Raw genomic sequence first — 20,894 nt, forward strand, 5'->3', positions numbered from 1 at the left:
GGCATGTTCCTCGGTGTGCGTGCGGTTCGCGACCGCATTGCGGCGGATGTCGATGCGGCGCTTGCTGACGGCAAGGGCAGCGCGGACCTCCAGGCTGCTTTGAAGGACTGGAAGGACAACATGGCAGAGGGCGAAGGCACGCGCGAGCGCGCTGACAAGCTGACGGAACTTCTCGAAAAGGAGAAGGGCACGGACGAGCTTCTGAACAAGATTTACGATGAGCGCGACTACTTCGTGAAGCGTTCGCAGTGGATCTTCGGCGGCGACGGCTGGGCTTACGATATCGGCTACGGCGGCGTCGACCATGTGCTCGCTTCGGGTGAGGACGTCAACATCTTCGTGTTCGATACGGAAGTTTATTCGAACACGGGTGGTCAGGCTTCGAAGTCCACGCCGGCGGCTGCGATTGCAGAGTTCGCTGCGACGGGTAAGAAGACAAAGAAGAAGGATCTCGGCATGATGGCGATGTCCTATGGTTACGTCTATGTCGCGCAAATCAACATGGGCGCCGACCACAACCAGGTCTTGAAGGCGATCAAGGAAGCCGAGGCTTATAAAGGACCTTCGCTCATCATCGCTTATGCGCCGTGCATCAATCACGGCATCCGCATCGGCATGGGCTGCAGCCAGGAAGAGGGCAAGCGTGCCAACGCCTGCGGCTATTGGGCGAACTATCGCTTCAACCCCGAGCTCGTCGGCACGGACAAGAATCCGTTCATGCTCGACTCGAAGGAGCCGGATTTCAGCAAGTTCCAGGAATTCCTGCAGGGCGAAGTCCGCTACGCTTCCTTGAAGCGCAGCTTCCCAGAAGCCGCCGACGCGCTCTTCGAGAAAACGGAGAGCGATGCAAGGGCAAGGATCGAAGGTTACAAGAAGCTCGCCGGCAAGTAAGAAAAGCGAGATTCGCTATATACGAAAAGGAGCTGCCGCACAATTGTGCGGCAGCTCCTTTTCGTGTATAAGCAGTTTTTACAGCTTGAATTTCACTAACACCTGTTCAAGCGCATCGAGTACGTCGTTGATATTTTCTTCCGTGATGATGAGCGGCGGCTGGAATGCCATGACGTTTCTGGCGACGCCGTTTTTGCCGACGATGAAGCCGCGATTCTTGAGCTCTTCGAGCACCATATCAAGCTCATCCGGGGCGGGGCTTTTGTCGCTGTGGACGAACTCGGCGCCTGTCATGAGACCGAGACCGCGAATATCGCCGATGATCGGGTGACGTCTCTGAATCTCCTTTAGACCCTTGCGCAGCTGGTCGCCGCGCGTCTCGGCATTTTCGGCGAGGCGATGCTCCTCGATGTAGTTGAGGACAGCGAGGCCTGCTGTGCTCGAAACGGGGTTGCCGCCAAGGGTCGAGGCGCCGGGTTTCGTGTAGCTGTCGGCGACCCTGGCGCTCGCGATGAAGGCGGAGATGGGCTGCCCGTTGCCGAGCGCCTTAGCGACGCACATGATGTCGGGCACGATGCCTGCGTGTTCGATGGCGAACATCCTGCCTGTACGCGCAAAGCCTGTCTGCACCTCGTCGGCGATGAAGAGACCGCCGTAGGTCGAGATGATTTCTTTGACGCGCCGGAAGTATCCTTCAGGCGGCACGATGATACCGGCGTTGCCCTGAATGCTCTCGGCGATGAAGGCGGCGGGCTTGCCGCTCGTCGCCGTCCGAATGATCGTTTCGACCTCATCGGCACAGGCAAGACCGCATTCAGGATGCGTCTTACCGAGCGGACAGCGGTAGCAGTAAGGGTTCGGTGCGAACTGGATGCCGCCGACGGGGTTCGGATCGGTGCGCCACATGCCGATGCCCGTAAGGCTCATCGTGAGCTTTGTGCGCCCGTGCAGACCGTTTCGGAGCGCGATGAACTCGCTGCTTCCCGTGTGAATGGTCGCGAGCAGAGCCGCGCCCTCCGTCGCTTCCGTTCCCGTCGAGCAGAAGAAGCTTTTCTGCAGGTCGCCGGGCGTGACCTCGGCGAGTTTTTCGGCGAGGTTCACGAAGTTTTCTGTCAAATAGATGTTGCAGACGTGCTGCAGCGTTTCGACTTGCGCGGTGACTTTCGCCGTGATCTCAGGGTTGCAGTGACCGCAGTTGATGACGGAAACGCCGGCGAAACAGTCGAGATACTTCCTGCCCTCGCTGTCGAAAAGGTACTGCATGGAACCGCGCACAATCTGACGCGGTTCTTGATAGAAGTGCCCGAGACAGGGCATGATGTACTTCTTTTTCTTTTCAAGGATGGCGTCAGCGCCGATATATTTTTTCAAACGATTACCCCCTTAGATGGAGTCTTTCGATTCGCGGAAACGATAGATGCCGATGCCGAAAGCGCGCGGACTCTTCGCAGCAAGCGCAGCGAGCGCGGACTCATCGAAAGCCTTTTCCCCGCGTGAGAGCGCATCGAGCGCCGTGCGGTATGTATTTGTGACGAGCGCGACGAGCGTAGGAGCGTAATCCTGCGCCTCGATGCGGTAGGAGGCGATGCCGTTGAATTTCCCAAGGTACGGATAAAGACACAGATCTTTCGCGAAGTATAGATGATTGCGCCCGAACTGGTCGATGCGGATGGCATGAACCTCGCCCGCTCTGTCGCGCAGTGCGTAATGGCGGTCGAGAAATTCGGGATTCTTCAGCGGATCGTAGCTGCCCAGGGACATCTCGGGCAAATTGTGATCGAGGATCATGGATTCGTAAGAGCCGTGCACGACCGTTTCGATGGGGAGTTCCGAGGCTTCGACGAGGCTTCGGAGCTGTTCAAAAGAAAGTTCGAAGGATGATGCCGCCATGACGAGACCGTTTTCCTTGAGGAACTTCGCGGCGAGATGGTTGAAGAGGTTGAACGAGAGATCGGCCTGCACGGGCAGGTTTGTGATCGTCTGGGCGAGGCGCAGGGAGCCGAGGTTGCTGACGAGAATACCGGCGGGCTGCAGGCGTTCAAGCGCCGCGAAGAATTGCTCAAGCTCGCCGCATTCGCGGCGCATCGTCGTGCGCGGCGTATTGACGAAGACCTTTGCGCCCGATCGATTCGCCGTTTCGATGATGGATTCGATGTCCGTGAGCCGCCACGGCTTCTGGGGACGGAAAGCTTCGCCGCCGACGTAGACGGCATCGGCGCCGCTCTTGATGGCAGCGCGTGCGCTTTCTATGTCGCCGACGCGCACCGAGAGACGGCGATGGGGAGCATTCTCGCGTGCGATGGGGCGTTCCGCTTTTAAGATGTCGTCTTGAAATCCCGGCTCTTTCACCGATTCACTGAAGAAACGCGGCTCGCGCTTGCCGTCAAAGCCGATGTCGCGTGCTGTCGTAGAGCCGAGGGCGAACGTCGTCGTGAAGTCGCGCGCACGGTTGTTGAAGAGATCGTGCCAGCCCGCTTCATCGATCCGGTAGCCGAAAGGATCGGCAATGTAGCTGTCGATCGCCCGGCGATAGGTGCGTACGATGCGGCGGATGAATTCCGCCGGACGCATGCGTCCCTCGATCTTGAAGGAGTGGACGCCCGCTTGAATCAGCTCGGGGATGTTGCGGTACATGCACATGTCCTTCAAGGCAAGCTTGTACGGGCCTTCGCTTTCAGCGTCCAAGACTTCGCCCGTTTCCTCGTCGATGAGTTCATACGCCCAGCGGCAGGGCTTCAGACAGCGGCCGCGGTTGCCGCTCTGACCGAAGAGGACGCCCGAATGGATGCATTGACCGCTCTCGGACATGCACATGTCGCCGTGCATGAAGTATTCGACTTCGAGCCCCGTACGTTCCTTGAAGAGACTGAGCTCGGAGAGTGTCATCTCGCGCCCGACGACAATGCGCGTGATGCCGTATTCCTTGAGTTTTTCAATCGCCGCTTCGTTGTGCGTGTTCATCATGACCGAGGTATGCAGCGGTATGTCGATGCCGAGTTCCTTTTTCAGCGCAAGCACGGCGAAGTCCTGCACAAGGATCGCGTCGGGGCGGATCTCCTGTAGGTAGAGCAGATATTCGCGCAGTGCGGGAAGCTCTTCCTCGCTGATGAGATTGTTCAGCGTGATATAGAGCTTGACGCCGTGCTCGTGCGTAAAGTCGACGGCTTTTTTCAGCATCTTGTTGTCGAAATTCGTATCGCCGTGGTGCATGCGCATGTTGAAGTGCTTGCCGCCGAGATAGACGGCGTCAGCGCCCGCCTCGACGGCGGCGACAAGGGCGTCCCAAGTGCCTGCCGGTGCGAGAAGCTCCACGCAATTACGGGTTAATAGCATATTTTATTCTTGCTCCTTTGCTCATAATTTTTCCGTTTAACGTATAGTATACCATATTTCCAGTCTTTCTGGTGAATTTCAGTAAAAGATTTGCCTTTTCTTTGCGAGTGTAATATACTTTTATGGTAGTATTGATACAGTAACAGACGGTTGGGCGCGATGCCGCAAAGTGATTGAGGGGCGGCGACAGGAACCTTCGCCCCTTGGCGGGGGCGGAGGTTTTTGCTTTGCCGTTTTGCAGCTTGGGAGGTCATTTCATTTATGGAAGACAAGATAGCGAAGATTCGCGAGGACGCCGTCAAAGCCATCGAATCGGCAGGCGTGACGCTCGCGGAACTCAACGACATCCGCGTCAGGGTATTTGGCAAGAAGGGTGCGCTTACGGCGATGCAACGCGGCATGGGGCAGCTCGATCCTGCGGAGCGCCCGCGCCTCGGGCAGATCGTCAACGAGGCGCGCGCGGCGATCGAAAGCGCGTTGGAGAAGAAGCGTGCGGCGCTTGCCGAAGAAGCGCTTGCCGCGAAGCTTGCAGGCGAGAAGATCGACGTGACGCTTCCCGGACGGCGCGACCCTCTGGGGCATCTGCATCCTCTGACGGTCACGATGGAGCGCATCAAGAGCATCTTCATGGCGATGGGCTACAGCGTCGAAGAGGGACCGGAAATCGAGCGTGACCACTACAATTTCGAGGCGCTGAATCTGCCGAAGGATCATCCGGCGCGCGATATGCAGGATTCCTTCTACATCACGGAGGACATACTCATGCGCACGCATACCTCTCCCGTGCAGGCGCGCACGATGCAGGCGCACGAACCGAATTCGCCGATCCGCATGATCGCGCCCGGCAGGGTTTATCGCCGCGACGATTACGATGCGACGCATTCGCCGATGTTTACGCAGGTCGAGGGTCTTGTCGTCGACGAGGGCATCCGTTTCTCCGATCTCAAGGGCACGCTCGAAGACTTTCTGCGTCAGATTTTTGATGAAAAGGCTCGCGTGCGCTTCCGTCCGAGCTTTTTTCCGTTCACCGAGCCGAGCACGGAGGTTGACATCTCGTGCGTCATGTGCCACGGCGAGGGCTGCCGCGTCTGCAAGGGCACGGGCTGGCTGGAAATCCTCGGTGCGGGCATGGTGCATCCGAATGTCCTTAAGATGAGCGGCTACGATCCCGAGAAGGTCGCGGGTTTCGCCTTCGGCATGGGGGTTGAGCGCATCGCCATGCTTTCGTACGGTATCGACGATCTGCGGCTCTTCTACGACAACGATGTGCGCTTCTTGCATCAGTTCTGAGGGGGAGGAGAAATTTCATGCAGGTATCGATCGAATGGCTTCATGACTATATAGATTTCAAAGAGACGGCGGAAGAACTCGCCGACAAATACACGATGGCGGGCGTGCCCGTGGAAAATGTCGTGCGTGCGGACAGAGGACTGGACAAGGTCGTCACGGGACGCATCGAAAAGCTTGAACCGAATCCCGATTCCGACCATCTGCTCGTCTGCCAAATGAATGTTGGGCAAAAGGAACTCGTCACGATTCAGACGGGCGCGGACAACGTGCATGAAGGCGACATCGTTCCCGTCGCGCTCGTCGGCGCGCATCTGCCGAACGGCTTGAAGATTGCGAAGGGCAAACTGCGCGGCATCGTGTCGAACGGGATGCTCTGCTCCGCCGGCGAACTGAAGCTCGATGAATCGAAGCTGACAGAGGAGCAAAAGAGCGGCATTTACATCCTGCCGCCCGATACGCCCGTAGGGATTCCGGCGAGCGAGGTGTTGGGACTTGACGGCGTCGTTCTGGAATTCGAGCTTACGGCGAACCGCGGCGACTGCTTCAGCGTCTTGGGCCTTGTGCGCGAAGCCGCCGTGCTCACGGGAGGCGAGGCGAAGTTCCCCGAGATTCGCGTCGAAGAAGACGCCTCCGTCAAGGCCTCTGATCTCATCGAGATCGGCATAGCTGCGCCCGAACTTTGCAGCCGCTTCTCCGCGCGCGTCCTGCAGAACGTCAAGATCGCGCCGTCGCCCGCATGGATGGCGAAGCGGCTGGAAGATGCAGGCATCCGCGCCATCAACAATGTCGTCGACGTCACGAACTTCGTCATGCTGGAACTCGGTCAGCCCATGCACGCCTACGATTGGGCGCAGATCGCGGGGAAGAAGCTCACGGCGCGGCTTGCGGCAAAAGGCGAGGAGCTTCATACGCTCGACGATTCCTCGCGCCGCGCCAAGGGAACGGAACTTGTCATCGCCGATGCGGAAAAGGCCGCGGGTCTTGCCGGCGTCATGGGCGGTCTGGAATCGGAAGTCACCGACGCGACGCAGACCGTCGTCCTAGAGGCCGCCGCGTTCAACGGCGCGAGCATCCGCCGCACGAGCCGCGCCCTCGGGCTTCGCTCCGAAGCATCGGGGCGCTTCGAGCGCGGCGTTGACGTCGCGCATACGGTGCGTGCGCTCGATCGTGCAGCGCAGCTCCTGCAGCAGATGGGCGCCTGCACGGTTGCCTCGGGCGTCGTCGACGTATATCCTGCGCCGAAAGAGCCAGTAGAAGTCACGTTCACGGCACAGGCGGTTAATGTGCGTCTCGGCACGGAGATCGAAGGTGCGGAGATGAAGCGCATCCTCGAAAAACTCGGCTTCGCCGTGCGCGAGGCGGGCAGCTCGTACATCGCACGCGTGCCCTCGTGGCGCAGCGATGTGACCTTGATGGAGGACATCTCTGAGGAAGTCGCGCGCATCCACGGCTACGACAAGATTGCCGCGACGCGCCTGCGCGGCGAAGCCGTGCAGGGACGCCAGAGCGAGCGGCTCGCATTCATCGGCCGCATCAAGGAGATTCTCACAGGACTCGGCATGACGGAAACCGTGTCCTTCAGCTTCACGCATCCGAGCATGTTCGACAAGATGCAGGTGCCGCAGGCGAGCGCCCTGCGCCGCGCCGTGCCGATTATGAATCCGCTGACGGACGAATATCCGCTCGTGCGCACGACGCTCCTTTCCAGCCTCTTGGAAAACGCGCAGCGCAACTTCTCGCGCAAGAATGAAGATCTGCGCCTCTTTGAAGTCGCGCCGATCTTCGTGCCGAAGGAGCTGCCCTTGACGGAGCAGCCCGAGGAAATCGTGAAGCTCGCAGGGCTTCTTGCAGGCAGGCGTCATCCGGTCGGCTGGAATCAGGACAATGAAGCCGTCGACTTCTACGACGTCAAGGGCGTCGTGGAAGAACTCCTCGCGCGTCTTTCCATCGCCAATTATACGGTGGAAAGCGGCGAACACTTTGCGCTGCATCCGGGGAAGACGGCATTCTTTAAGAAGGGCAGGGAGGTCATCGCCGTGCTCGGCGAGGTGCATCCCGCCGTCCTGAAAGCGCTCGGCATCCACAAGAAAGCATATATCTTTGAGATGGACGTCGAGACCTTGCTCAAGTATCGCGCGAAGAACTTCCGCTATGAGCCGCTGCCGCGCTTCCCCGCGATCTCGCGCGACCTCGCATTGATTGTCGATGAAACTATGGAGGCTGCCGCACTCACGCGCACCATCGCGAAAAATGCAGGCAAGTTCTTCAAGGAGCTGCACCTCTTCGACGTTTATACGGGCGAACAGGTCGCCGAGGGCAAGAAGAGCATGGCATTCAGCGTCGACTTCCAGTCGGCGGACAAGACCTTGAAAGATGAAGAAGCCGACGAAGCCGTAGCGAAGATCTTGGCGGCGCTCCAAAAAGAGTGCGGCGCAGAGCTTCGCGGATAAAAAGACAGCGGGTGAGACGATGGAAAAAAATAAGGTAATCGTTGAGATATTCGGCGAAACGTATCCGCTCAAGAGCGATGAACCTGCCGACTATGTGCGCCGGCTTGCCAAGCTCGTAGATGACAACATGCGTGACGTCGCCAAAAAGACCCGTAGCTTTTCCGGCACAAAGATCGGCGTGCTCGCTGCTTTGCATCTTGCCGACGAATATTACAAGCTGAAGAAAGACTATGATGAGCTGCTGGCGCTCTTGGAAGAGCCGAAGGGGTAGAAACGGCAGAATGTGTGTAAACGCTTCGTTCGCTGCCAAAGGTATCGGTGTGCGCGACACGCTCTACGGATCCGAGCGCTTTAGTCTCGGCAACTATGCAAGGGTACAGCTTACATATCGCTTCTAAAAGGGAGATTGGCGAGGTACGCGTTAAGAGACGGCAGACAGCCCGACGGATCATCCGTCGGGCTGTCTGCATTTATCGAGATAGCAGCTGCGTTTTGAGCTTTCGATATGCTCGCGTATAGTATGCGCCGTTTTGTGCTTCTCTGTGGTCGAAGCCGTAGGCGCGGCGGCTGATTGCGAGGATGGGAGGCGCTTGGATGCGCTTGGCTACGGCGAGACCGCTGAAGAGGTTCCACCAGCGTTCGAGGTCGGCGATGAAGTCTTTGGGCGTCCGGAAGCGTTTTTGCACCAGACCTTTTTCACAGCCGATTTGCTGCTCAAGCGTGCCGTTGGCGTACCAGTTGAGGATGTCTTCCGGCGTCGCTTTTTCCCATCGCTCGACGAAAGCGCGGAATAGATAGTCGTGATAAGGGTAGTGCAGGGGATCGCCCTTGCCTTCGTCAACGTTTTGCGCGTCAGACAACTCGGCGCTCGGCACGATGTCTATCGTCGTCTGCGGTACGACTTCGCGGCAGAAGATGTGCTCGTTCATATAGCGTGCGAGGTCATAGATCTGATGTTTCCAAAGGTCGGCGAGAGCGGCGAAAAAACCTGCTTGATCGCCGTAGAGTGTCGAGTAGCCGACGGTCGTCTCCGCCTTGTTCGCGTTGCAAGAGAAGCCGCCGCCAAAGGCTGCGGCGATGGCGGCGAGAACGCGGGAGCTGCGGTCGCGCGCTTGGATATTTTCGGCGAGAAACGAGGATATGGGCAGCGTTTTCTTTTCATCGCCGGCAAGGAACTCGATGGGGGTCGTCTCAATCTGGTCGATGGTGTGCCGCACAGATTCTTCGATGGGGAATACCGCGTAAAAGCAGCCGAGATTTTCGGCGAGCGTGCGTGCCAGATCCTTTGTCGTCTGCGAGTTGAAGCGGCTTGGCATATTGACGAGCAGGACGTTTTTGGCGCCGAGAACGCTCACATAAAGGGCGGCGGCTACGGCGGAATCGATGCCTCCCGAGGCGCCAATGACGACTTTTTCCATACGGATGCTTTCGAGAAATTTTTTGACGCCATAGGAAAGCGCAGCGTAGATCTGGGCGATGTCCGTTTTTTCTTTCTGTACGAGCGGGGGATGCGCGGCGATATCTCTGATGTCGATATGATGCAGATACTCTTCGTAGGCGGGGGCGGCGGCAATACATATTCCTTCTGCGCTGTAGACGGCGCTTGAACCGTCGAAGGTATAGACGGTCTTGCCGTTGTTCTGCAAGCCGACATTGTTGACATAGATGAGCGGCGCACCCGCCTCTTTCGCTTCGGCAGAGAAAAGACGATGGCGCTTTTCCCTTTTGCCGAGCGTGAAGGGAGAGGATGAGATGTTGATGTAGAGGTCAATGCCGCCGTACTCTTTGAGAAGTGCCATCGGCGACATTTCGTAGTTGTCGCTCCATCCATCTTCGCATAAAAGGCAGCCGATCTTCCAGCGCTTGCTGCGGATTTTCAGGGAAACGGGCGAGAGAAGGCTCTTGGGCGTTGTGCCCAGCTCACGTGCGAGCTTCTGCAGACTGAAGAAGTGGCGTGTATCATCGAATTCACGATAGTTCGGCATGAGCGTCTTGATGACGAAGGGATAGGGCGTCGCTTCGGGGTGGCATAACCGCCCTTCGCTGGCGATGAAGCAGGCGTTGTATTTGCGCGGTCTGCCGTCGTTGTTCTTCTTCGTCCAATCGATGGCGACGCTGCCGAAAATGACGGCGATGTCCGTAGAAGCTGCGATGATGTCGTCGGCGCATGTCTCGCAGTCTCGCAGGAAAGCGTTCTGCTCCCATGTGTCGCCGAGCAGATAGCCGGGGATCGCCATCTCCGGGAAGATGATGATGTCGGCGTGAGCCGCCTTGGCTTCTTCGATCCGGCGCAGCATATTTTCGGTATTGACGGCAGGTCGTCCGGGATGTATTTCCATCTGTGCAGATGCGATTTTCAGCAAGGGAAGCACCTCTTTCCAAGCATTCTCTTCAAAGTTTCAGCGATCATGCTGTCCTGGCGTTTTTATTTCATCATATCCCTTTTGCGGATGATCGTCAATCATCATACATATCTTCATGTTAGGAGATAGCGTATGGTATGGATATTTCAGCCATAGGAGTTCTCGTCAACCTATGGTATAATAAGACCTGTATCCGAAGCAGATGCAGGCTTCAGGAATCACTGATAATAAAGCGGACGTTTGTGCGTGTATCGTTTGTCTCCCGGATCGAAGCAGCGCATTTGTGCCAATCCGGGCGGCTTCATTTTATCAGCGCTTCCTTCAATTTGCGGGTGCAGAAACGGTGAGAGATATGAAGGGGAGCAAAAAGACGAATGCGGCACGCATTCTGGACGGATTGGCGATTTCGTACGAGCTGCAGGAGTTTCCTGTCGATCTTGCGGATCTGAGCGCCGTCCATGCGGCTGAGATGCTTGGAATGCCTGTCGAGCAGGTGTTTAAAACGCTTGTTTGCCGCACGGACAAGGCGGGTGTTGTCATGGCATGTATCCCGGGGGCGGCGGAGCTTGATCTCAAAGCTTTGGCGCAGGCGGCGAAGAGCAAGAAGGCGGAGATGGTTCATCTCAAGGAGGTACTGGCGCTCACGGGCTATCAGCGCGGCGGCTGCTCGCCGCTGGGGGCGAAGAAGGAGTATCCCGTATTCCTCGATGCTTCGGCGTATGCGTGGGAGACGATCGCCGTCAGCGCAGGCAGGCGCGGCGAGCAGATCGTACTTGCACCCGCTGACTTGAAGCGTGCCGTTCATGCGGCGGCGGCGCATCTGACGCGCTGAGAGAAGCGGCGCATATCGTTTGAGAGAAATGAATGGAGTGAAGGATTTGAAATACAGCAGTACGAGAGGCGGCGGCGCAAAAGTTGCGTCGGCGGAAGCGATCATTCAGGGGTTGGCGGCAGACGGCGGGCTTTTTGTGCCCGAGGAGATGCCTGCGGTTGATTTGGCCTTTATCGCGGAGTTTTCGCGTCTTTCTTATGAGGAGCGAGCAGCGCGCATTTTGGGGCTTTTCCTTACGGATTACACGGCAGAGGAGCTTGCTGGCTGCATTTCGCGCGCTTATGGCGGTGGGAAGTTCGACGATGTGCGCATTGCCCCCGTGCATATGCTCAAAGATTTTCCGATATTGGAGCTTTGGCATGGGCCGACGAGTGCGTTCAAGGATATGGCTTTGCAGCTGTTGCCGCAGCTTTTGCAGACGGCGCTCAAAAAGACGGGGGAGAGCGCTGAGATTTTGATTCTTGTCGCCACTTCGGGCGATACGGGCAAGGCGGCGCTTGAGGGCTTCGCCGACGTTGATCGGATCAAGATTCTCGTGTTTTATCCGACGGGCGGCGTGTCGAAGATTCAGAACTTGCAAATGTGCACGCAGAAGGGGAAGAATGTCTGCGTCGTCGCGGTCGAGGGTAATTTCGATGACGCGCAGAACGGCGTCAAGGAAATTTTCAGCGACAAGGCTTTTGGTGATAAGCTCGCCGCCAGGAACGTCAAGCTGTCGTCGGCGAACTCGATCAACTGGGGCAGGCTCGTACCGCAGATCGTCTACTACTTCAGCGCCTATGCCGACCTCGTGGAAAAGGGCGCGATTCAGGCAGGCGAGGAGATCGACTTTTGTGTGCCGACGGGCAACTTCGGCGACATCCTCGCGGGATACTATGCCAAACGCATGGGACTTCCTGTCGCGCAGCTCGTATGTGCGTCGAACAGCAATAATGTGCTGACGGATTTTCTGCAAACGGGCGTTTATGACAAGAAGCGCGACTTTTATAAGACGATTTCGCCGTCGATGGACATTTTGATCTCAAGCAATCTCGAACGACTGCTCTACCATGAAACGAACGATGCTGCGCAGATCAAGGACTGGATGCGTCAGCTTGCTTCTGAAGGCAGGTACGAGGTCGGCGCGGCTGTGCTGCAAAAGCTCAAGGAAACGTTCTGGGCAGGCTGGGTCGACGACGCCGCGACGAAGGCAACGATTCGCGAAGTCTACGCGAAGGAGCATTATGTGCTCGACACACATTCCGCTGTCGCGTACCGTGTGGCACAGGTATACAAGAAGGATACGGGCAGCAAGCGTCCGCTCGTCGTCGTCTCGACGGCAAGTCCGTACAAATTCAACGAGAGCGTCTTGGATGCGCTCGGGGCGGCGCGCGAAGGCCTTGACGAGTTTTCTCTGCTCGATAAGCTCGCGTCGTTGAATGAAAGCCCGATTCCGCAGGGGCTTGCCTCTCTGAAAGATGCCGCGATCCTGCACAAGACGACGTGTGAAAAGACGGTGATGCGTGCGATGGCAGAGAATTTCGCGAAAAAATAAGATGAAACAAGTGAAAATATTTATACAGCAAGGATTTGCTGCGGTCAAATATTTTCGTAACTTTTTGGAAAGCCAGTAGGAGGTAAGGGATGAAGGGGACATTTTTTGGCATCGGTGTAGGACCGGGCGATCCGGAACTTTTGACGGTTAAGGCGATTCACGCGATTGAAAAGGCAGATGTGCTTATCGCGCCCAAGACGGAAAAGAAGGATGGCAGCGTCGCACTTTCGATTGCACGCCCGTATTTGAAGAAAGATATCGAGATCGTCTACCAAGTATTTCCGATGGTTGCGAATTTTGCCGAGTCCACGGAAGCATGGGAAAAGAATAAGGCGGAAATTCTTGCGCTTTTGGAAACAGGCAAGAATGTGGCGTTCCTGACCTTGGGCGATCCGATGTTTTACAGTACGTATATTTATGTTTATCGTTTGCTTGAAGATGCGGATGTGCCGATCGAGACGATTCCGGGGGTGCCGGCGTTCTGTGCTATCGGCAGCAAGCTCGGCTATCCGATCGTCGAGGGCAACGATATCCTTTCCATTATTCCGGCGACGGCTTCACCGGAGAAGATTGCCAAGATACTGCCTGTGACGGATAATGCCGTTTTGATGAAGGTATATAAAAACTTTTCGGAAATCGCTGACATGCTTGGGGCGAATGGCTTGGCAAAGGGTGCAGTCATGGTGAGCCGCTGCGGTCTGCCCGATGAGGAGCGCATCGACGATATCGAGGAGCAGAAGAATAAAAGGGTCAATTATCTTTCGACGATACTCACGCGCCGCAGCTCTTGAGGGGGAAACAGAAAATGCGTAGAAATTTTTATATGGTGTTCACCGCTCTTTTCCTGCTTGCAGCTGCTGCACTTTTTGCTGGCTGTGGTGCGGAGAAATCGGCAAAGACGGAGCAAGGTGCGAGCTTTGCTGTGATTCAAGATGATATGGGGCGGGAAGTCAAACTCTCGAAGAAGCCCGAACGCATCGTTGCGCTTTCTGCGTCGTTCCTTGAGCCGCTCCATGCCGTAGGCGGCGACGTCGTCGGTCGTCCCGATTCCAAGACGAAGATGCCTGATTATGCGAAGGATAAGGCAAGCGTTGGTGAGGTTTACCAAATCGACGTGGAGAAAGTTCTCGCCTGCCAGCCCGATCTAGTTCTCATCAATAAGGGGATGAACGAAAAACTTATATCAACGCTTGAGGCAAACAATGTTCCATCCATTGTCATCGACATGAGAAGTTATGAGGATGTGAAGCGCGAGATTAAGACGTTCGCGCAAATCACGGGAGAAAAGGAGAAGGGCGACGCGCTCATCCATGAGATGGATGCGAAGATCGAAGGCGTGCTTGCGCGCGTGCCGCAGGAGAAGAAGCGCGTCGCCATTCTGCACAGTACATCGCAGGGACTCAGTGTGCAGCTCGACGGCAGCATCGCCGGCTCGATTGCCAAGGCGCTTGGCTGGGAAAATGTTGCAGCGGGCATGACGCCGCTGGAGAAGAATCCCGATGCAGCGCCCTACAGTATGGAAACGCTTGTCGAGCAGAATCCGGAGATCATCTTTGTCACAAGTATGGGAAAGATGGATGAGATTAAGAAGAACATGGAAAAGACGATCGCCGAAAGCCCTGCTTGGCAGAGCATTCCCGCGATCAAACAGGGGAAGCTTTATTATCTGCCGCAGGATCTCTTTCTCTTGAGCCCCGGGCTGCATTATCCCGAAGCGTTTGAAATGATGGCGAAACTCATCTATCCTGAGGTATTCCGATGAACGGCGTGGAGCAGGGAAAAAAACAGTCCGGCTCCTTCAAGCGGCGAATATCCATCGTGGTGATATTCGCCGTTTTGGCGTGTATCGGCTTCTTGCTGAGCGTCATGAAAGGCTCCGTCGAGATTCCCGCGGCGGAGATCTGGCAGACGCTTGTCTCGGGCGCAGAGGGGGTGCACGCGCAGATTCTCATGAATATCCGCTTGCCGCGCACGATTGTGGCGGCTCTCGTTGGCATTCATCTGTCGCTCTCGGGAGCCATACTACAGGCGATTATGAAGAATCCGCTCGCCGATCCGCACATCATCGGCATATCGTCGGGGGCGGGGCTTTCCGGCATCTTTATCTTGCTTGTCTTTCCGGGACACGAGGCTTTTGTGACGCCGGCAGCTTTTGTTGGGGCGATGGCGGCGGCTGTTGCCATATACTTGCTGGCATGGAAGAATGGCATTCGTCCGATTCGCATCATCTTGGCGGGTGTTGCCGTGTCGGCTTTTCTCGGCGCAGGCATTTCGGCTTTGATGATCTTTTACAGCGATCGAGTACATAGCGCTTTGATGTGGATGGTCGGCGGACTGTCAGCGCGCAGCTGGCCGCAGGTCGAGATGATCTTTCCGTATACGATTGTAGGTTTGGCGCTGGCGCTCGCTTTTTCGCGTCAGCTCAACATCCTGCTTTTGGGCGATGAGATTGCGAGAAGCCTCGGCCTTCGCGTGGAAGTCTCGCGCCTTTTGCTCACGGCGATTGCGGCGCTTCTGGCGGCGAGCGCCGTCGCTGTCGTCGGGCTTTTGGGTTTCGTCGGGCTTATCGTGCCTCATGCGGCGCGGCTCATGGTTGGCTCGGACTACCGCCTGCTCTTGCCTGCATCCGCGCTCCTCGGGGCGGCGATTGTGACCTTGAGCGATACGTTTGCGCGCACGGCGTTCGCACCTGTCGAGCTGCCCGTCGGCATTCTCATGGCGGCGCTTGGCGCACCGTTCTTCTTGTTTCTTTTGAGGAGGGAGCTTTGATGTCGCTGACGGTTCGCCATCTTTCCGTGGCGCTTGCGGGCAAGAGGATCTTAGAGAATTTGAATGTCGAGTTTCCTGCCGGAAAGCGCACGGCGATCATCGGACCAAACGGCGCGGGCAAATCGACGCTTCTGCGTGTGATTGCCGCTTTGAATCGCAAATATGAGGGCGAAGTGCTCTTGGACGGCAAGGACATTCATGCCATCGAGCGAAAAGCGCTGGCAAAGCGTCTCGCTATCCTGCCGCAGGGACTTGCCGCGCCGCCTGATCTTACGGTGGAGGCGCTCGTTGATTACGGGCGCTATCCATATCGCAGCTGGCGAAGCATCGGTCGTTCGAAGGAAGATCGGGAAGCCGTCGCTTGGGCTATCTCAGAGACAAGGCTTGAGGCGATGCGAAAGCGTCAGGTCATGTCTCTTTCGGGCGGTGAGCGTCAACGCGCATGGATCGCTATGGCGTTGGCACGTCAGCCCGAATATTTGCTGCTCGATGAGCCTACGACGTACCTCGATATTGCCCATCAGCTTGAGGTCATGGAAATCATCAAGCGTCTCAATCGAGAGCATGATATGACGGTCATCATGGTGCTGCATGACATCAATCATGCCTTGCAGTATGCCGATGAGATCGCCGTTATCAAGGACAAGCGCATATTCAGCACGGGGACGCCGCACGATGTGCTGAACATCAAAATGCTTGCCGATGTATTCGGCGTACGTGCCGATATTTTTACGAACAGCCAGGGCGCACAGGTATTGTCGCCTGTTTCACTCGTACGATAAAGCAAACGCCGAAGGAAAGATTTGCCCCAATTTTAACGGCGGTCTGTTTTTTCGACGAATTTCCCCTGTGATATTCCTTGCAGTTATGGTATAATGCCTAAAGAGAACTGGAGGAGGTAATCGCTTGGAAATTCGACAATTAGAGTATTTTTGCACGCTTGCCCATCTTGAAAACTTCACGCGCACGGCAGAGGCTCTCCACGTTTCTCAGCCGTCCGTCACGAAGGCGATCAAGTCGCTGGAATCCGAGATCGGTCTGACGCTTGTCGACCGCAGGCAAAAACATGTGTCCCTGACGCTTGAAGGAAGGGCGTTTCTTCTTCATGCGGAGGAAATCATGCAGGCGGTGGAGCGTGCGGAGCAGGATATGCTGCGCTTTCGTCCCGATGCGAAAAAAACGGTTCACTTCGGCTTGCCGCCGATGCTTGAGGCGTACTTGTTTCCGGATTTTTTTACGAAGTTTACGGCGGCCCATCCGGATATCAACCTCGATGTCTGTGAATACGTCGATTCTGTCGAGGTTCGGGCAAAGGTGGAGGAGGGGCTGCTCGACTTCGGTGTCGTGCTTTCTCCCGTCGCCAAGGCGCATCGCAACGAGCTGGCGGTTTTGTGCGACAAGATGGAGTTGTGTTTGCCGCTTGAACACGCGCTGACGGCGCTTGCGCATGTGGCTGTTGCTGATTTGCGGCGCGAAAAGTTCATCATGCAGCAGCCAAATACGTATCAATACGATACGGTTTATCGAAGCTGCGTGGAAAACGGCTTCACGCCGGAGATCCTGCTTTGTACGTCGCAGCTCAAGACGATCAAGCAGCTCGTTGCGAACAGTCTCGGCATATCCATCCTGCCGAATTTCGTGACGCGCAGCGAGACGATCTTCACACGCCGCCCGCTCGTGCCGGAGATGGGAGTTCAGGTCAATCTTTTCTGGAGTCCGCAAAAGCGTCTGAGTGATACGGGACGCAAGGTCGTTTCCTTTATGGAGGCGTATACGGCTACCGATGAGTTTAAGGAGCGGTTTCGCCAGTGAGGCGATGTACGGTACAGCGCGCATGGGCTGTCAGAATATAGGCTGGTGAAAAAGTTTTGCAGTTGAAACGCCTCGAAGCATACGGCTTCAAATCGTTTGCCGATAAAATCGAAATTGAGTTTCATCCGGGTGTCACGGCGATCGTCGGACCGAACGGCAGCGGTAAGAGCAACGTTACGGACGCCGTTCGCTGGGTGCTCGGTGAGCAGAATGTACGCGCTCTGCGCGGGTCGAAAGCGGAGGACATCATATTCACAGGCAGCGCGACGCGTCGGGCGTTAGGGGTTGCCGAAGCGTCGCTCTTCTTTGAAAACGAGGGGGATATGCCTGTCGATTATCGGGAAGTCGTTGTGACGCGACGTCTTTTTCGTTCGGGCGAGAGCGAGTTCTTCATCAACAAGTCGCGCTGCCGCTTGAAAGACATCAACAATCTCTTTGCGGATACGGGACTTGGGCGCGATGGCATGAGCGTCATCGGGCAGAACCGCATCGATGAGATCCTGAACAGCAAGCCGGAGGAGCGCCGCCTCTATTTCGAGGAAACGGCGGGCATCACGAAGTACCGCAACCGCAAGCGCGAATCGCTGCGAAAGCTCGAGGATATGCAGGGCAATCTTGTGCGTGTCAGCGACATCATGCAGGAGATCGAAGTGCAGCTCGGTCCTTTGGCTGAGAGCGCGGAGAAAACGCGCCGTCATGATGAGATGCAGGCAGTTTATAACCGCTGTGCTTTGACGGAGCTTTTTCAGCGTGAGAGTCTTCTCAAGAAGGAGCGTGAGGAGAGCGCAGGCAAGATGGAAGCGGCACGCGATGAAGCTATTGCCGCTGAAACGCAGGTGCGCTTGACCGAGGTAAAAAAAGAGGAATTGGGGCGGGCGATCCTGCTCTTGGATGAAAAGCTGCAAGAGCAGGCGGAAAAGAACAACGCTCTTCGAACACAGATTGAGCAGGCGAGCAGCGAGATCGCTATTCTGAAGGAACGTGCGCATCAGCACGATGCTCTAAAAGAACGCTTGGAGAAGCAGCGCACAGATTTTGAAGCCGCCGCCAAAGATGCAGGCAAAGAGAAAGAGCGGCTATTTTCTGTGGAAAGGGAACTTCTCGAAAAGCATCAAGCGATGGATGCCGCAATCGCTAAAGATCGCACATCGCTCAAGACTTTGGGTGAAAAGCTGCGCGAGATGAAGGAGACGCATCGAACGACGGTAGAAAAGAGGGACACTGTGCAGCACGATATGCTCGCACGGGAGAATGACCTTCTCTTGATCGAGCATGAGTTGGCGCAGTGCTCGACGAGCGGCGCGGAACGTGTCGATGAGCTGAGGAAAGCGGCGGCGGCTGTCGCCGCTCTTGCCAGTGAAGCGAAAAACGTCGGTGAAGAGCGGCGGCGCATCGAGGAAGAGCAGCGGAAGCTGCAGGAAGAGCGCACGCAGAAAATGCGCGAAAAAGAGCGGCTTTCCGAGAAAGTTCGCACGCTCTCCCTTGCGGAGAGCCGTGCGAAGGAAGAGCTTCGTGCAGATGAAAATAAGCGCAGATTTCTGTGCAATATGCAGGCGTCATACGAGGGTTTCGCGCGTGCGCCGAAAGCTGTGCTGCAGGCGAAGGAGCCGTGGCAAAAGGGCGTCGCGGGAGCCGTCGCCGAGCTGATCTCCGTGCCGCACGATTACATTCGTGCCGTCGAGGTCGCTTTGGGCAGCAGTCTGCAAAACATCGTGACGGAGGATACGGATACGGCGAAAGCTGCCATTGCTTTCCTGAAGCGCGCACACTTGGGGCGCGTGACATTCCTGCCGCTTTCGACGCTCGTCGTGCGCCGTGCGCACGATGAGGCGGCGAAGAAGGAAGCCGGCGCCGTCGGTTTTGCGAACGAGCTGGTCGGTGCGGACGCGAAATATCAGAAAGTCGTCGACTTCCTTCTCGCACGGACGCTTGTCGTCGATACGCTCGATCATGGTCTTGCGATTGAGAAAAAGATGGGCTGGCGGCTACGCATCGTGACGCTCGACGGCGAACTTTTAAATCCCGGCGGATCGCTCTCGGGCGGCGGCAGGCAGGGGCAGGAAACGAGCTTCCTCAACCGCGGCGGTGAGATTGAGCGCTTGGAAAAGCGTGTGGCAGACGGCAGTAAAAAACTCGCGGCGATCTCTAAAGAGCGCGGTCTTGCAGAAACTTCAACAGAGGAGATCGCCGCAGCGCTCGAAGACGCAGTGAGCGCTTGGCAGGAAAAGTCTGTACTGGCGGCAGAACTGCGCGTCAGAGATGAGCGCATGGCCCTGGCGCGCGCGGAGAAGGAAGAGGTACAGCGAACGCTCGAAAAGCTCGCTGAGGAGGCGGATCTGACCTTTGCCGCGGCGCAGGCGAAGAAGAACGACGCTGCACAAGAGGCGGCTGCCGCTCGCCGCCGCTTCGAACAGGTGGAGCGAGAAACGAAGGAAACGGAAGAGGAGCTGGATGATCTTGAACAGGACGTCGATGATCTCAGCAAGTATATCAATGAGAAGGAACTCAAGCGCGCTGTCTTGGAGCAGGAGAAGATTCGTGCACGTGAGCAGGCACTTTTGAAGGAGCGTGAAGAAGCGCGGGCGCACGAGCAGGCGCAGGCGGCTTTGAAAGAAGAAGCGGCTTTGGACGAAGAGCTTGGCAAGGGCGGTGCAAAGCGCGAAGAAATCGCCGTGCGCGTCGCCGCTTGGCAGGAAAAACATGTCGAAGGCAAAACGGTTTACGATAAGCTCTATCAAGAGAAACTTGAGCGTCAAGCGGAAAATCAAGAGAATGACAAGGCGGCAAGAGAAGCCGGACAGCGGCTGAATCAGCTGCAAAACAAGCTGCATCAGATGGAAATTGCCGCTGCCGAAGTGCATGTAAAGATTGAGCAGGTACAGGCGGAGCTTTTGGAGCAGCACGGGCATACATGGGAGACGGCGGCGGCGGAAGCGCTCGATCTGACGCCAGCGGACCTCAAGAAGAAGATGCAGGATGTTTCCCACGCTCTTGCGGCGCTCGGTCCTGTCAATCCCAACGCCATACGCGAGCACGAGGAGCTTTTGGAGCGTCATGAATTCATGGGTAAGCAGGCGGCGGATCTTGAAGCCGCGCGTGAAAATCTCATGGCGATGATTCATGAGATGGATGTGACGATGACGCGTCAGTTCAAGGAGGCGTTCCAAGAGATTCGCGGCTATTTCGCCGATATTTTTGTGCGCCTTTTCGGCGGCGGCAAAGCAGAGCTTTTTCTGACCGACGAGAAGGATGTGCTTCATGCGGGCGTCGAAATCGAGGTGCAGCTGCCGGCGAAGAAGCGGCAGAATCTCTCCGTTCTTTCAGGCGGCGAGCGTGCTCTGACCGTTATTGCGCTGCTCTTTTCCTTCCTGCGCTATCGTCCTGCGCCCTTTTCCGTGCTCGATGAGATCGACGCGCCGCTCGATGAGGCGAATGTTTCGCGTTTCGGCAAGTTCCTTGGCGAATTTGCTGAACATACGCAGTTCATCGTCGTTACGCACCGCAAGGGGACGATGGAGGCTGCCGATTTCATGTACGGCATCACGATCGAGGATGCGGGTGTGTCGCGCGTCCTTTCCGTGCGCCTTGACGAAGCGATTTGAGCACGCGAATATAATAGG

At 56.6% G+C, this 20,894-nt stretch carries 15 protein-coding genes; 12 read left to right on the forward strand and 3 right to left on the reverse strand.

The genetic code is table 11. The annotated features are described in order from the left end of the window. Window positions 1-891: thiamine pyrophosphate-dependent enzyme (locus tag ACO5Z0_RS08955; RefSeq protein WP_485650010.1), on the forward strand; the 891-nt coding region annotated here is incomplete at its 5' end. Window positions 892-969: 78 nt separating this feature from the next. Here the strand turns inward: ACO5Z0_RS08955 and ACO5Z0_RS08960 are convergent. Next, window positions 970-2,208 carry an aspartate aminotransferase family protein gene (locus ACO5Z0_RS08960; protein WP_485650070.1) on the reverse strand — a complete coding sequence of 413 codons (1,239 nt, stop codon included), beginning with the start codon at window positions 2,206-2,208 and terminating at the stop codon, window positions 970-972. Window positions 2,209-2,274: 66 nt separating this feature from the next. Next, window positions 2,275-4,224, reverse strand: coding sequence for a peptidase U32 family protein (locus ACO5Z0_RS08965; RefSeq protein WP_485650011.1), 1,950 nt, complete (start codon window positions 4,222-4,224; stop codon window positions 2,275-2,277). Window positions 4,225-4,485: 261 nt separating this feature from the next. On the opposite strand from ACO5Z0_RS08965, the gene pheS reads away from it, so the two are divergent. From pheS to ACO5Z0_RS08980, 3 genes are read left to right on the forward strand one after another with little or no spacing between them, the layout of a single operon-like run. Further along, window positions 4,486-5,514: a phenylalanine--tRNA ligase subunit alpha gene (pheS, locus tag ACO5Z0_RS08970; protein WP_485650012.1), complete on the forward strand. Its 1,029-nt coding sequence runs from the start codon at window positions 4,486-4,488 to the stop codon at window positions 5,512-5,514. A 17-nt stretch (window positions 5,515-5,531) separates the two neighbouring features. Further along, on the forward strand, window positions 5,532-7,964 hold the full coding sequence (pheT, locus tag ACO5Z0_RS08975) for a phenylalanine--tRNA ligase subunit beta (protein WP_485650013.1): 2,433 nt from the start codon (window positions 5,532-5,534) through the stop codon (window positions 7,962-7,964). Between the two features lie 19 nt (window positions 7,965-7,983). Continuing rightward, on the forward strand, window positions 7,984-8,235 hold the full coding sequence (locus ACO5Z0_RS08980; RefSeq protein ID WP_442673053.1) for a cell division protein ZapA: 252 nt from the start codon (window positions 7,984-7,986) through the stop codon (window positions 8,233-8,235). A gap of 199 nt (window positions 8,236-8,434) precedes the next feature. Here ACO5Z0_RS08980 and nadE read toward each other — a convergent pair whose 3' ends face one another. Further along, complete coding sequence (gene nadE / locus ACO5Z0_RS08985; RefSeq protein WP_485650014.1) at window positions 8,435-10,327, reverse strand: NAD(+) synthase; 1,893 nt, start codon at window positions 10,325-10,327, stop codon at window positions 8,435-8,437. Window positions 10,328-10,679: 352 nt separating this feature from the next. Here nadE and ybaK point away from each other — a divergent pair, with 352 nt between their 5' ends. The 8 genes from ybaK to smc all read left to right on the forward strand — a co-directional run bounded on the left by ybaK (window position 10,680) and on the right by smc (window position 20,876). Then, window positions 10,680-11,159 (forward strand): Cys-tRNA(Pro) deacylase, encoded by a 480-nt coding sequence (gene ybaK / locus ACO5Z0_RS08990; RefSeq protein ID WP_485650015.1) that lies wholly within the window; start codon window positions 10,680-10,682, stop codon window positions 11,157-11,159. A 28-nt stretch (window positions 11,160-11,187) separates the two neighbouring features. Then, window positions 11,188-12,693 carry a threonine synthase gene (thrC, locus tag ACO5Z0_RS08995; protein WP_485650016.1) on the forward strand — a complete coding sequence of 502 codons (1,506 nt, stop codon included), beginning with the start codon at window positions 11,188-11,190 and terminating at the stop codon, window positions 12,691-12,693. A gap of 89 nt (window positions 12,694-12,782) precedes the next feature. Further along, window positions 12,783-13,484, forward strand: a complete 702-nt coding sequence (gene cobI / locus ACO5Z0_RS09000) for a precorrin-2 C(20)-methyltransferase (protein ID WP_442673049.1) — start codon at window positions 12,783-12,785, stop codon at window positions 13,482-13,484. Between the two features lie 14 nt (window positions 13,485-13,498). Further along, a complete protein-coding gene (locus tag ACO5Z0_RS09005) occupies window positions 13,499-14,455 on the forward strand; it encodes an ABC transporter substrate-binding protein (RefSeq protein ID WP_485650017.1) in 957 nt (318 codons plus the stop codon). Further along, window positions 14,452-15,462, forward strand: a complete 1,011-nt coding sequence (locus ACO5Z0_RS09010; RefSeq protein WP_485650018.1) for a FecCD family ABC transporter permease — start codon at window positions 14,452-14,454, stop codon at window positions 15,460-15,462. Before ACO5Z0_RS09005 ends, ACO5Z0_RS09010 begins: the two co-directional genes overlap by 4 nt. Further along, window positions 15,462-16,244, forward strand: a complete 783-nt coding sequence (locus tag ACO5Z0_RS09015; protein WP_485650019.1) for an ABC transporter ATP-binding protein — start codon at window positions 15,462-15,464, stop codon at window positions 16,242-16,244. The genes ACO5Z0_RS09010 and ACO5Z0_RS09015 overlap by 1 nt, the downstream gene beginning before the upstream one ends. A gap of 124 nt (window positions 16,245-16,368) precedes the next feature. Further along, complete coding sequence (locus ACO5Z0_RS09020; protein ID WP_485650020.1) at window positions 16,369-17,274, forward strand: LysR family transcriptional regulator; 906 nt, start codon at window positions 16,369-16,371, stop codon at window positions 17,272-17,274. Window positions 17,275-17,330: 56 nt separating this feature from the next. Next, window positions 17,331-20,876, forward strand: coding sequence for a chromosome segregation protein SMC (gene smc / locus ACO5Z0_RS09025; protein WP_485650021.1), 3,546 nt, complete (start codon window positions 17,331-17,333; stop codon window positions 20,874-20,876). The last annotated feature ends 18 nt before the right edge of the window (window positions 20,877-20,894 follow it).

Source organism: Selenomonas sp., assembly GCF_057272215.1.